The following is a 12,434-nucleotide window of genomic DNA, read 5'->3' as shown; positions in this document are numbered from 1 at the left end:
GTCTTTCATCGCCCCGACATAAATGCGCCGGCGTTGCACAAACAGCCGCTGTCGTCTCCGCCTCAGTTCCCGGTGAAGTCGATCCGCGAGTCGCCGGCGTCGCCGTCGCGTCGGGCGGGACCGAGCCTGACGAACTCGTAGGCGGCGTCGGTGAGGTACACGCCGTCGCCGTCGACGGTCACGTCGACGCCCTCCAGCACGGCCCCCTCGCAGGGGCCGAAGTTGCAGTAGCCGCCGTCGGCCTCGAAGGTGGCGCCGTGCTTCTGACAGAACACCTCGCCGTTGCGGACGAACGCCCCGTCGTCCTTGTCGAGGCGCACGTCGGTCCAGTGCTGGCAGTAGTTGCGGAACGCGCGCATCTCGCCGGCCGCGCGGGTGAGAATCGCCTCGACCTCGGGCGTCCCGTCCTCAGACTCGCCCACGTCGCCCTCGCCGTCGTCGACGCTCTCGGGGTCGACGGGCCGCAGCGTCACGAGCAGCGTGCTGTCCTCGGGAACCTCCTCGACGGCGGCGATCCGACGGTCCGCGTTCATATATTTTCGTGGCCTGCGCCGGGTTTGAACGCTGTGATAGCGGCTGGGACCGGGCTCGAACGTCGGGTGTTGCCGAGCGGTGACCCACAGAGAGCACCCCCGAAGCTCCAACCAATCGCTTATAAATGATTGATACTGGATCGACGGCGAACACCTCCAAAGCCCCAGTCGCGAGGCGGTCGCACGCTCGCTGTGCCCTCAGTCGCTCACTCCGTTCGCTCCCTGCGGTGCTTACGTCGCCTGCGACCGCCTCGCGACTGCCCCTTTGAGTCCCGCCCGACCGCACCGCAACCGCGCCTCACGCCTCCCCAGCCTCGTCGGTCGCCTACGGCGACCGACTCCCTCGCACCGTCGGTTCGCGGCCCTCCGGGCCGCTCACCGGGGCGCGCCACCGCTGTGTTCATATAAACAAACGCCGCCGACTACAGCCGCTCGCCGTCGTAGTAGCGCTCCTCCACGCGTCGGTCGAACAGCCGCGAGAGCAGGGTCGTCAGGGGCCCCTCGACGCCCTCGCCGTCGCCGTCGACCGCGAGGCCGTCGACCGTCTCGACGGGCCGGATCTCCCACGTCGAGTTGGTGAGGAAGACCTCGTCGGCCTCGCGGACCGCGTCCGGCGCGTACGTCCCCTCCTCCACCGGGATCCCCTCCTCCTCGGCGATCTCGATCACGGTCCGGCGGGTGACGCCGGGGAGGATCGGCCCGTCGAGCGAGGGCGTCTTGAGGGCGGTCCCGTCCGCGAAGAAGACGTTCGCGGTCGCGCCCTCCGCGACGTCGCCGGCGGGGTCGAGCATGAGCGCCTCGTCGGCGCCGGTGACCCGGAGCTCCAGCCGTGCGAGGATTCCGTTGAGGTAGTTGTGCGTCTTCGCGTCGGCCGGGAGCGCGCGAGAGGAGGGCTTGCGCGTCTTCGTCGTCTGGACGGCGGCCGGCCCGTCGTGGACCGGCTCCGAGTCGATGCCCCCCCGGGGGAGCGGCTTCGCGATGACGACGACGGTCGGGTCGACCGCCGGTTTCGGGTCGAGCGTGCCGGGCTGGACGCCGCGGGTGATCGAGAGCTTCACGTAGGCGTCGGCGAGGTCGTTCGCGGCGAGCGTCTCGTCGATCCGGGCCTTCAGGTCCGCGTCCGCGAGATCGTGATCGAGCCCGAGGGTGTCGCAGGTGTCGGCGAGCCGGGTGGCGTGGTCCTCCCACCGGAAGACGGCGCCGCCGTACGCGCGCATCGTCTCGAAGGCGGCGTCGCCGTAGGCGAACCCGCGGTCCTCGACCGAGACCGTCGCCTCGCTGGCGGGCACGACCTCGCCGTCGACGTGGTATTGAAGTTCCTCACTCATGCGTCTCGCACCCCTCCACGAAGTTCGCCACCATCGCCTTCCCCCGCGGCGTGAGGATGCTCTCGGGGTGGAACTGCACGCCGATGTGGGGGCGCTTGCGGTCGCGCACGCCCATCACGACCTCCCGTTCGTCCTCGGTGCGAGCCGTCTCGACGAGCTCGTCGGGGAGGTCGCCGCGCTCGACGCACAGCGAGTGATACCGCCCGACCCGGAGCCGGTCTGGGAGCCCGGCGAAGACGCCAGAGCCGTCGTGGGTGATCGTCGACGGCTTCCCGTGGACGACCTCCGGGGCGTGGCGCACCCGGCTCCCGCGGTTCGCGCACAGCGCCTGGTGGCCGAGACAGACGCCGAGGACGGGACGAGCAAGGTCGAAGACGGCGGTCGAGACGCCCGCCTCCGCCGGGGTGCCCGGCCCCGGCGAGACGACGACGCCGTCGGGATCGAGCGCGCGGATCCCGGCGAGGTCGACCGCGTCGTTCCGCCGGACCGCGACCGCGCCGGCGACCTCGCCCACGTACTGGACGAGGTTGTACGCGAACGAGTCGTAGTTGTCGACGACGAGCACCCGGGCGTCGGCGTCGCCGGCGCCGGGTCGCCAGCCGGTCGCGGCGTCGGCCGTGCCGCCCGCGGCATCGGCGGCCCCGCCGGGATCGGGCCACGACGCGTCAGTCATCGCTCGCCTCCGGTCCCTCCGCGTCGCTCGCGGCTCGGGCTTCGTTCACCGCCATCTCGCCCGCCGCGAGCGCCTCGTCGATGGCGGTCACGAGCGCTCGCGCCTTGTCGAGCGTCTCCTCGTACTCCGCGTCGGGCTCGGAGTCGTGGACGATCCCGGCGCCGACGCGCAGGTGGTACGCCGCGGCGTGCCGGACCAGCGTCCGGATGACGATGTTCAGCGTCGCGCGGCCGTCGAAGCCGGCGGCGAGCATCGAGCCGGTGTACGGCCCCCGTCGCGTCGCCTCCAGCTCGTCGATGATCTCCATCGTCCGCGGCTTCGGGGCGCCCGTGATCGTCCCGCCGGGGAAACAGGCCGCGACCGCGTCGGCGACCCCCACGTCCGGGCGCGCCTCGCCCTCGACGACGCTCACGAGGTGCATCACCTCGCTGTACCGGTCGACGCGGCGGTACTCCGCGACGTCGACCGTGCCGAACCGGGAGACCTTCCCGAGGTCGTTGCGCTCCAAGTCAACGAGCATCGCGTGCTCCGCGCGCTCCTTCGCGTCGTCGGTCAGCTCCGCTTCGAGTGCGTCGTCGTCGTCGGCCGTCGCCCCCCGCGGCCGCGTCCCGGCGATGGGCTCCGTCACGAGTCGGGCGCCCCGGTCGGAGTCGTCGGTCGGGACGCGCTCCAAGAGGAGCTCCGGGCTCGCGCTCACGAGGTCGACCCCGGATGGGACGTCGCCGCCACCGCCCTCGTCCGCCTCCCGCGAGAACTCGATCAGCCCGGAGTACGGCGCCGGGTTCACCGTCCGGAGCGCGTCGTACGCCTCCACCGGGTGGACCGCGGCCGGCGCCCGGAGGCGCTGCGAGACGTTCGCCTGGAAGGTGTCGCCGTCGCGGACGTACCCCTTCACCCGGCGGACCGCCTCGGCGTACCCCTCGCGGCCCACGTCGCTCTCGAAGGTCGCCGTCGACGCGTCCGGATCGGGCGCCGGGCCGACGCCGGGGTCGCCGGTCTCGATCCGGTCGATCAGGTCGCCCGCCCGCGACGCCCCCGCGTCGAACAGCGCGTCGAGGGCGTCGCGGTCGGCGGCCGGGTCGTCGAGGCCAGCGGGGACGCGCGGACAGGCGGTCACGCGGAGCGTGACGGGTGGTGCCTCGTCCGCGCCCGAAGTCTCGGTCTCGGCGTCGTCGCCGTCCCCTTCGTCCCTCCCGGCGACCGGACACTCCCACGCCGCGACCCGGTCGAAGACGCCGACTTGGAGTCGCGGGAGATCACGGTCGTCGACCGCGCCGGGACCCGTCGGTGCGGGGGCCGGGAACGACTCCAGCTCGCGGGCGACGTCGTAGGAGAGCCAGCCGAACGCGCCGCAGGGGTAGGGGACGTCGCAGTCGCCGCGCGCGAGGCGCTCCCCGTCGAGGAGCCCTTGGAGCGCCGCGAGCGTTGGGCTCGGGCGGCGGTAGTCGCCGGTCGGGCTCCGGCCGCCGGCGTCCGAGCCGTCGGATGCGCCGCCGAGCGACGCGCCGTCCTCGTCGCCCCCCGCCGCGACGACCGCCTCGCCCGAGACGGTCAGCCGCTCGACCGGGTCGACGCCGAAGTACCCCCACCCGGACTGCCCGCCGGTGGTCTCGTAGCAGAAGCCGCCGGGGCCGTCGCGGGCCCGGCGGTAGGCCGCGAAGGGGTCGTCGACGGCGACCCGGCGCTCGACCGGGACCCGAGTCCCCGCGGGCGCCGCGGCGGCGACCTCGCGGAAGCGGTCCCGGTCGGTGTGTACCGATCGCTGCATGTGGGTCGGTTCGGCGGGCGCGACGAAACAGTTGCGGTCGGCGGCCTCAGAACTCGTTCGCCCGTTCGATCCACGTCGCGGCGCGGCTCTCGCCGACGCTGGCGCCCTCCGCGACCGCGTCGACGTCGGCGGCCGCGAGGTCCTCGACGCTCCCGATCCCGATCTCGGCCAGCCGCTCGGCGTACGCCGGGCCGATCCCCTTGAGTTCCTCGACGTCGGTGCCCGGCTGGTCGACCTCGACCTCTTCGTCGTCGACCTCGACTTCCTCGTCGTCAACCTCCTCGTCTGCGACCCCCGCCGCTTCCGCCGGCTCGGCCGCCTGGGACGGATCCTCGGCGGCGCCCTCCTCGTCGACCAGCGAATCGGTCGATGCGGCCGCCTCAGTCTCCGCGGCGACCGGTTCGTCGCCGTCCGCTCCCTCGTCCGGGGCCGCCTCACCGGCGTCGCTCGCCGGTTCCGGCTCCGACTCCGATCCCTGCTCGGGGTCGCTCTCGACGGTCACTTCCGTCTCCGTTTCGTCGCGTTCGGCGCGGCCGGTCCCGAACCCGAGTTTCTCCTTGATTTTCTGCAGTAGGGCCATCGACGAAGCATACGAACGTGGGATATTTAAAAACCCTCGCCGTCGCCCGTTCCCCGTCCCTGGCCGCCCCCGGCGTCCGGCGACCCCGTCTCGCCTGTTTATAAGTGGCGTCGGTCCTTCCGACGGATATGGATATCGTCAACCCGGTCGTGTGGTCGCTCCACGTCGGCTTCGCGGTCCTCTGGACCGGCAGCGTGTTGTTCGTCACCCTCGCCGTGCTCCCGCCGGCGCTCCGCGGCGACGTGGACGGCGACGCCCTCGGGGCGATCGTCGGCCGACTCCGATGGATCACCCGGATCGCGGCCCTCGCCTTCCTCGCGTCCGGCGGCCACATGGCGGGGACGCTGTACACCTTCGAGTCGCTCACCGGGACCGGCCGCGGCCACCTCGTCCTGACGATGATCGCGCTCTGGTTCCTGATCACCGGGCTCGTCGAGGTCGCGAGCGGGAAGCTGACCGACGGGCTCGACGCCGGGAAGCTCCGCGAGCCCGCGCGCGAGGCGAAGCCGTTCCTCTACGGCGCCGCCGGGCTCTCCGTGGCGCTCGTCGTCACCGCCGGGCTGCTGGCGACCCCCGGACTCATCTAGAAGACCGACGCTCTCGGACGCTCCGCGCCTACTCCAACTCGGCCCGCAGCGCCGCGTTCATCGCGTCGACGGGCGCCTCCCGGTCGGTCCAGATCTCGAACGCCTCGACGCCTTGGAACAGCAGCATCCACGCCCCGTCGACCGTCGTCGCGCCCGCGTCGGCGGCCTCCCGCAGGAGCCGCGTCTCGATCGGCGCGTACACCGCGTCGAGGACGGCTAGGTCGCCGTGGAGGTGCGCCGCGGGCACCGGCGTCTCCCCGGGGGCCTCCATGCCGACGCTGGTCGCGTTGACCAGCACGTCCGCGCCGGCGACGCGCTCGCCGAGGTCGTCGAGGCCGCCGCCGGTCGCCCGGGGAACCGCCTCGGCCAGCGAGACGGCTCGCTCGGCGGTGCGGTTCGCCACGTGGACGTTCGCGCCCGCGTCCGCCAGCGCGAACGCCGCCGCCCGTCCCGCACCGCCGGCCCCGACGACGACCGCCGCCCGGCCGTCGAGTTCCACGTCGTGGCGCGCGAACGCTCGCTGCACGCCCGCCGCGTCCGTGTTGTGACCGCGGGGGCGGTCGGCGTCGCCGTCGCGCAGCGGCCCGAAGTCGACCGTGTTGACCGCGCCGATGCGCTCGGCGAGGGGGGCGGCGTCCACCGCGTCGAGGACGTCGCGCTTGAACGGCACCGTGACGTTGAGCCCGGCGACGCCGAGGTCGGCGGCGCCCGCGACCGCCGCGGCCGCCGCGTCGGCCTCGGGCTCGAAGGTGACGTAGCGCGCGTCGATCCCGAGCGCCTCGTAGCCGGCCTCGTGGAGCGGCGGCGACAGCGAGTGCTCGACCGGGTTCCCGATCAGTCCGTACACGTCCATGGGCGCTCACGCGGCCGCGACCGAGAAAAGTGGCGCGATCCCCTCACCGCGTCGTCCCTTCCCTCACTTCCCGTCCGTCTCTCGGTCCGCGTCGATGACGTCCTCCAGCGTCTCCGTCCCGACGTCGCTCGCGAGCTTGACGCCGACGAGCGAGACGACGATCCCCGCGACGATGAACCCCGCGAGCCGCTGGACGGGGGTCACCCCGACGCCGATCGGCTCGAACGGGTCGATCACCGACTCCTGCGCGAGGAAGTAGCCCGCGAACCCGCGGACGACGAGCGAGACGGCGACGATGACGAACGGGAGGTTGAGGTAGGGGGTCCGGATCCCCTCGTCGCGGATCAGCTCGTCGAGGAGCCGCCCCACGGCCGCGGTGACGCCCGCGACCGCGAACCACGGGACGGCGGCGTGGGTGAACTCCATCGCCTCCACGATCCGGGGGGCGCTCGCGAGCTCCGAGGCCGACAGCACGCCGAAGAAGCCGCCCACGAGCGCGAGCCCGGCGGCGACGACGTACGTGACGATCGACACCTGCCCGGCGTACAGCGCCTCCCGGACCCGCTCCGGCATCCCGGCGACGAACCGGTCGATCGCGAGCCCCTTGTAGAGGAGCGCCGCGCCGAGCAGCCCCGCGACGCCCGCGACCGCCTCGGCGGGAGAGAACCAGTAGAACAGCGCCGGCAACAGCAGGAGGGCGACGCCGAACGGGACGAGGATCGTCGACCGGAGCTGCTCGTCGGCGAGGAACTGCTTCAGGAGGTAGTACGTTGACTCGATGTCGCGGGCCTGACGGACGACGACGCGGTCGACGGAGTCGACCGGCATCCGCGACTCCACGATCGGGAGCACCTGCTCGTCCTCCGCGGAGTCGACGACGACGACCGCCGCGCGGGGGTCGTACCGGTCCACGAGGTCGTCGAGCTGGGCGGCGATCGAGCGGTCGGCGCCGACGGCGGTGTCGCTCTCGGCCGACACGACCGCGACGACCGCCTCCTCGCGCTCGTCGCGGAGGTCGCGGGCGACCCGCAGCGACTCGAGCAGACAGTTGACGCTGGCGTCCTCCGGGTCGCTGAGCCCGGCGTCGGTGACGAGCGAGCGGACCGCCTCCCAGCCGGCGACCGGCATCGGGACGTTGGTGGCCCGCCCGATCGCCCCCGAGCGGTCGATGCAGATGACCAGCGTCGTCACGCCTCGACTCTCGATCCGCCCGGATAAAAAGCTCCCCGTCGGCGAGGGGGTCGCCGGGGGCGGGTCCCCTGCCCGCCGGAGCCGCCGATCGACCCACTGCGGCGGGCACGCGCCCTACCGCAGCTCGACGTCCACGTCGCCGCCTTCGCTCGCGAAGACGCTCGCGACGCCGCTGCCGGCGGCGAACGCCACGCGCTCCGCGCCGATGCCGAGCCGCTCCGCGAGCCCCCGGTCGGGCGTGAACTCGCGGACCTCCGGCTCCGCGTCGATCAGCTCCCCGAGCCGATCCTCGACGTCGCCCTCGGTGCCGAGCTCGTCGACGAGCCCGATCTCGAGGGCGTCGGTGCCGAGGTACACCCGCGCCTCCGTCTCCCGGATCGCCTCGGGGTCCATGTCGCGTCCCTCGCTGACGGTCTCGACGAACTGCTCGTAGTAGCCGTCGATGATCCCCTGGAGGTACTCCCGCTCGTCCTCCTCGATCTCGCGCAGCGGGACGCCGGCGTCCTTGTACTCGCCGGCGGTGAACTGCTCGTAGGAGATCCCGAGCTTGTCGGCGAGCCCGGCGGCGTTCGGCCGGGAGCCGACGACGCCGATGGACCCGACGAGGCTCGCGTCGCGCGCCCACAGCTCGTCGCAGCCGCTCGCGATCCAGTAGCCGCCGGACGCGCAGGTGTCGGTCGCGTACGCGACCGTGGGGCCGTCGAAGTCGGCGGCCGCGCGCCGGATGTCGTCACTCGGGAGCACCTCGCCGCCGGGCGTGTTGAGCTCGACGACGAGCGCCTCGACGTCCTCGTCCTCGTCGGCCGCCTCGATCTGCTCGACGACGTCGTCGGCGGTCGTGCCCCCCGGTCCCGACAGCGGCGAGGGACGCCCCTTGTCGCGTCGGATCGGTCCCGAGACCGTCACCTTCCCCGCGTTGTACTCTTCGCTCTCGCCGAACCGCCCGCGGGTGAGCCGGGCCACGAGCCGCCTGCCGGCCACCGTCGCCGTCGCGCCGACCACGGCGGCCGCGAGGAGGTTCCGTCCGTCCGAACGCGCGTCGCTCTCCATACCGTCGGTTGGGGGCGCGGCCGTTTATATGGTGGCGCTGCGGGGATCGGCGTCGGGCGGCGATTCGTCGGCCCGACTGAGCCCGACGCCGTCGCTGGCGGAATTGGAAAGACCGCAAAACCGGGGGAAATCGGGGTCCGACTTACAGCAGGCCGGTCTTCTGGAGCTTCATCAGGTCTTCGGTGTCGAGCGTCTCGCCCTCCTTGAACTTCTGGTAGATCTCCTCGGCCTCCTCCTTCTCCTCCTCGCGCTTCTCCGCGCGCTCGTCCTTGCGCTCGCGCTCCTCTTCCTTGTCGAGCTCGCGCAGGCGCTTCTGGACGCGCACGAAGTCCTCGTGGTGTCGGTCGGCGGCCTCCTGGGCCTCCACGAACAGCTCGTGCATCTCGTCGGCCTCGTCGCGGATGTCGTCGGCCTCGCGGTAGGCCTCGATCATCTGGTTGTGGTGCTCCTGGGCCTTGTCCGCGAGCTCCGTCACCTTCTGGTGGTGCTGGGACGCCTCGGACCGGACCTCCTCGGCCTCCTCGACCAGCTCGTCGAGCTCGCTGGTGTCGTCGACCTTGTCCTTCTTCTCGGCGAGCTTCTCGCGCTTCTCGTCGATCTTCTCGATGAGCTCGCGCTCGTCCTCGGCGTCGAGGACTTCGGTCTGCTGCCGGAACTCGAGGTCTTCGATCTCCTCTTTGAGCTCCTCGATGGACTTGCCGGAGCCGAGCTCCATGTCCTGTTTGAGGTCCTCGACCTCGTCGAACAGCTCGTTGGCCTCGGCGTTGAGCTCGTTGCGCTTGTCCTTGTGCTCCTGGACCTGCTCGTTGAGCTCGTCGCGCTTCTCGCGGTGTTCCTGGGCCTCGTCGACCTTCTCGCGCGTCTTCGCGTTGAGATCGTCGCGCTTGGAGGCGCGCTCGGAGGCCATCTGGTTCAGCTCGTTGCGTCGGTCTCGCAGCTGACCGGCGCGCTTGATGAGCTGTCCCTTCGACCCGTTCTCGAGGTCGTCCTCGGAAAGGTCCACGTTGTCCGCCTCGTCCATCGGTTCGATGTCGTACTGATCGATGACTTCGTCTTTCGTTACCATTTTTTATCTCTCCATCACCGCTCCGGGGGTAGCGGTCGCTCGCCGTCGTGCGTCGGGCCGTTCACAAGAGCTCCCGTTCATTTCAGCGTGCGATCCCACCAGCGCCGGAGGCGTTCTGGTACCAGATCCTACCGCAGGCCGACATATAAAGACTTCGGTGGATCGGGTGTAACCCGGTAGCACGGGCCGTATACCCGCCGATCCGTGGCGAACGATCACACACCCATCGCTATTTATGAAACGTTCCTCGGAGCACCGCCGGTCACCGTTCGCGGGCGCTACCGGGCGTCGCCCGCGGGGTCTCGGGGGCGGCGCCGGGGCCTCACTCGGCGTCGCCCCGGACCTCGTACGAGAGCACGATCCCGTCGTCGAGCCGCTCCGCGTCGACCAGGTCCAGCCGCGGGAACGCCTCGGTGAACCCCTCGCCGTCGGCGAGCGTCGGCGCGTCGCGGCCGCCGACCACCAATGACCCGACGTACACGTGGAGCTCGTCGACGAGCCCCGCCGCGAAACAGGAGTAGATCACCTCGCCGCCCCCCTCGACCATCAGGCGGTCGACGCCGCGGTCGGCCAGCGCCGCGAACCCGGCCGCGAGGTCGACGTGCCCCCCGTCGGTCTCCTCATCGACCGCGACGACCTCCGCGCCGGCCGCGGTCAGCGCCTCGCGGCGCTCCTCGGCCGTCGCCGGCGAGACGAGCAGGTACGTCGTCGCCGCGTCGTCGAGGATCCGGGCGTCGGTCGGCGTGCGTCCCTCCGAGTCGACGACGACGCGGGCCGGGTGGCCGGGGCGCCCGTTCCGCAGGCGCTGGACCCGGCGGTCCTCCTCGTCGAGCGTGAGGTGCGGGTCGTCGGCGAGCACCGTCCCGACGCCGACGAGCACCGCGTCGGCGGCGGCCCTGACCCGGTCGACCCGGTCGAAGTCTTCCGGCCCCGAGATGCGGAGCTGCTCCCGGCACCGCGTCGCGAGCTTCCCGTCGACGCTCTGGGCGGCGTTGACGACGACGTGCATACGCGTGCGTGACGGGGGCGGGGAATGGTCGTTTCGGTCGACTACTCCGCGTCGACGCCGGCTATTCCACGTCGCCGGCGCCGTCGCCGCCGACCCCGTTCCGCACCTTCACCGCGACGCCGCTCGCGAACGCCTCGGCCTCCGCGCCGGAGAGCTCCGCGCGGCCGACCGCGAACAGCGCGTCCGCCTCGTCGACGACGAGCACCTCGTCGCCGGGGCGGATCCCGTCGTCGGCCGCGGTCACGAACTTCGCGAAGGCGTTGCGCCCCTCGCGGACGAACGGCTCGCTCTCCTCGCCGACGACCATCCGGTGTCGCGGCGGGGCGAGCGCCTCGCGCAGCCGCCGGCCGCCGGCGACCCCGAGCGTGAAGCGCCCGTCGGTGCCGTACGAGACGAGGCGGTCGCCCTCGGAGCTCCCGGGCGTGTCGTCGACGTCGCCGACGATCACCTGTCGCGGGCGGCCGCCGCTCGACCGGCGGACCGTCAGGGGCTCGTCCGGGGGGAAGAGGGCGCGGCCGGCGGCGGCGCCGAACTGGTAGTCGGCGCCGGTCCGTAAGTCCGCGAGCGCGTCGGCGTCGGTCATACCCGCACTGTCCCGGCCACGCGCAAAGCCGTTACGACACGGGACGGTCCTGACCGCCCGACACCGAGCGGCCCGGGCCGCACGAGACGGGACGGTCCGCTCACAGCTCGATCCGGTCGACGATCGACTCCGTCCCGTCGCCGTTGCTGTGGGTGTTGATCGCGATCGTCTGGATCCGGTCTTCCAGCAGGGACCCCTCCATCTTCGCCTTCAGCAGGGAGTCCACCTGGTAGACGCCCGCGGCGTTGTTCATCCGGATCACGATCTGCACGGGCGTCTCCTCGCCCTGGCGTAGCGAGACGCGCTCGATCGCCTGCGAGGAGACGGTGTTGATCCCGCGGCCGCCCTCCTCGTAGGGGACCCGCGAGCGCCCGCGCTCCATGTCGAGCCCGTCGGCGATCCGGACGACGCCGGCCTCCAGCGTCAGCGGCTGCTCCTCGGTGTGGTGACAGAGGATCGCGTGGAGCACCTCCGCCTTCACGCGCACCTGCTCGGTCACGTCGTAGAAGGAGGGAAGGAGGTCGTCGAGCAGGTCGGCCGCGAGCGGGATCGAGTAGTACGGGTGGTCGTGGCGGTGGACGACGTGGCCGATGTCGTGGAGCGTCGCCGCGAGCGCGATGACGACCGCCTCGTCGGCCTCGTCGAGCCCCTGCTGGCGGGCGCCGTTGAACTCGACGCCGCCGGCCTTCAGCAGGTCGTACAGCCGGAGCGCGCGGTCCCGCACGATCTCGATATGCTTCGCGCCGTGGTCGTTGTACCCCTTCCGGTCGACGGGGTTGACGTTCTGCGCCGCCAGGTACGCGGTGATCTCCGCGTCCGAGGCGATCCGGTCGAGCATCTCGTTGAGCCGGTCGTCGGGGAAGGCGTGCTCGGCGTCGGGGTCGTACTCGTGGCGGTCGGCGTCGGTGTCGGGATCGATGTCCGGGTTGCTCGGAGACTCGGCCGGGTCGGTCATGAGATCGGTGAAGACGCGTCGGCGACCTAAAAGGTGTGCGTGCTCGACCCGTGGACGGCGCTCCGGGAGCCCGTCCGTCGACCGGCAGTTTCGACCAGAGACACAACTTATAAGCGGTACAGGCGTCCAGTACGGGTGTGACCCGACCCGCGTCCGGACGCGGCTCGCCGACGCCGTCAGCGACGCGGCTCTTCTCGAAAAAACGCGCGTGAGCCGTCCGCCGGCGGGAGTGGCGACCCCGTCCCGGACGACCCCCGA

At 72.0% G+C, this 12,434-nt stretch carries 13 protein-coding genes; 1 reads left to right on the top strand and 12 read right to left on the bottom strand.

The window, feature by feature from the left end:
• Positions 1–62: 62 nt before the first annotated feature.
• The 5 genes from FGM06_RS12405 to FGM06_RS12385 form a co-directional block, all read right to left on the bottom strand.
• Positions 63–533, bottom strand: coding sequence for a Rieske (2Fe-2S) protein (locus FGM06_RS12405; protein ID WP_144799550.1), 471 nt, complete (start codon positions 531–533; stop codon positions 63–65).
• 422 nt (positions 534–955) lie between these two features.
• Positions 956–1,861: an aminotransferase class IV gene (locus FGM06_RS12400; RefSeq protein WP_144799549.1), complete on the bottom strand. Its 906-nt coding sequence runs from the start codon at positions 1,859–1,861 to the stop codon at positions 956–958.
• Entirely contained in the window at positions 1,854–2,534 is a 681-nt protein-coding gene (locus FGM06_RS12395; RefSeq protein ID WP_144799548.1) for an anthranilate synthase component II, read from the bottom strand. The genes FGM06_RS12400 and FGM06_RS12395 overlap by 8 nt, the downstream gene beginning before the upstream one ends.
• Complete coding sequence (locus tag FGM06_RS12390; RefSeq protein WP_144799547.1) at positions 2,527–4,302, bottom strand: anthranilate synthase component I family protein; 1,776 nt, start codon at positions 4,300–4,302, stop codon at positions 2,527–2,529. The genes FGM06_RS12395 and FGM06_RS12390 overlap by 8 nt, the downstream gene beginning before the upstream one ends.
• 46 nt (positions 4,303–4,348) lie before the next feature.
• Positions 4,349–4,882 carry a helix-hairpin-helix domain-containing protein gene (locus tag FGM06_RS12385; RefSeq protein ID WP_144799546.1) on the bottom strand — a complete coding sequence of 178 codons (534 nt, stop codon included), beginning with the start codon at positions 4,880–4,882 and terminating at the stop codon, positions 4,349–4,351.
• Between the two features lie 128 nt (positions 4,883–5,010).
• Here FGM06_RS12385 and FGM06_RS12380 point away from each other — a divergent pair, with 128 nt between their 5' ends.
• Positions 5,011–5,469, top strand: coding sequence for a transporter (locus FGM06_RS12380; protein ID WP_144799545.1), 459 nt, complete (start codon positions 5,011–5,013; stop codon positions 5,467–5,469).
• A gap of 28 nt (positions 5,470–5,497) precedes the next feature.
• On the opposite strand, the gene FGM06_RS12375 is transcribed toward FGM06_RS12380, so the two are convergent.
• From FGM06_RS12375 to FGM06_RS12345, 7 genes are all read right to left on the bottom strand, one after another.
• The gene (locus FGM06_RS12375; RefSeq protein WP_144799544.1) at positions 5,498–6,322 is read right to left on the bottom strand and encodes a shikimate dehydrogenase; all 825 of its coding nucleotides are present in this window, start codon (positions 6,320–6,322) and stop codon (positions 5,498–5,500) included.
• A gap of 63 nt (positions 6,323–6,385) precedes the next feature.
• Positions 6,386–7,513 carry a DUF373 family protein gene (locus tag FGM06_RS12370; RefSeq protein WP_144799543.1) on the bottom strand — a complete coding sequence of 376 codons (1,128 nt, stop codon included), beginning with the start codon at positions 7,511–7,513 and terminating at the stop codon, positions 6,386–6,388.
• A gap of 114 nt (positions 7,514–7,627) precedes the next feature.
• Positions 7,628–8,563: a signal peptide peptidase SppA gene (gene sppA, locus FGM06_RS12365; protein WP_144799542.1), complete on the bottom strand. Its 936-nt coding sequence runs from the start codon at positions 8,561–8,563 to the stop codon at positions 7,628–7,630.
• A 142-nt stretch (positions 8,564–8,705) separates the two neighbouring features.
• Positions 8,706–9,629: a coiled-coil protein gene (locus FGM06_RS12360; RefSeq protein ID WP_144799541.1), complete on the bottom strand. Its 924-nt coding sequence runs from the start codon at positions 9,627–9,629 to the stop codon at positions 8,706–8,708.
• 322 nt (positions 9,630–9,951) lie between these two features.
• On the bottom strand, positions 9,952–10,638 hold the full coding sequence (locus FGM06_RS12355; RefSeq protein WP_144799540.1) for a 2,5-diamino-6-(ribosylamino)-4(3H)-pyrimidinone 5'-phosphate reductase: 687 nt from the start codon (positions 10,636–10,638) through the stop codon (positions 9,952–9,954).
• A gap of 61 nt (positions 10,639–10,699) precedes the next feature.
• Positions 10,700–11,221 (bottom strand): PUA domain-containing protein, encoded by a 522-nt coding sequence (locus FGM06_RS12350; protein WP_144799539.1) that lies wholly within the window; start codon positions 11,219–11,221, stop codon positions 10,700–10,702.
• A gap of 100 nt (positions 11,222–11,321) precedes the next feature.
• A complete protein-coding gene (locus FGM06_RS12345) occupies positions 11,322–12,176 on the bottom strand; it encodes an HD domain-containing protein (RefSeq protein ID WP_144799538.1) in 855 nt (284 codons plus the stop codon).
• Positions 12,177–12,434 lie beyond the last annotated feature (258 nt).

It is taken from the genome of Halorubrum depositum (genome assembly GCF_007671725.1).
Lineage (GTDB): Archaea > Halobacteriota > Halobacteria > Halobacteriales > Haloferacaceae > Halorubrum > Halorubrum depositum.
The sequence above is the reverse complement of the archived record's forward strand: the minus strand, read 5'-3'. Positions and strand labels throughout refer to the sequence as shown.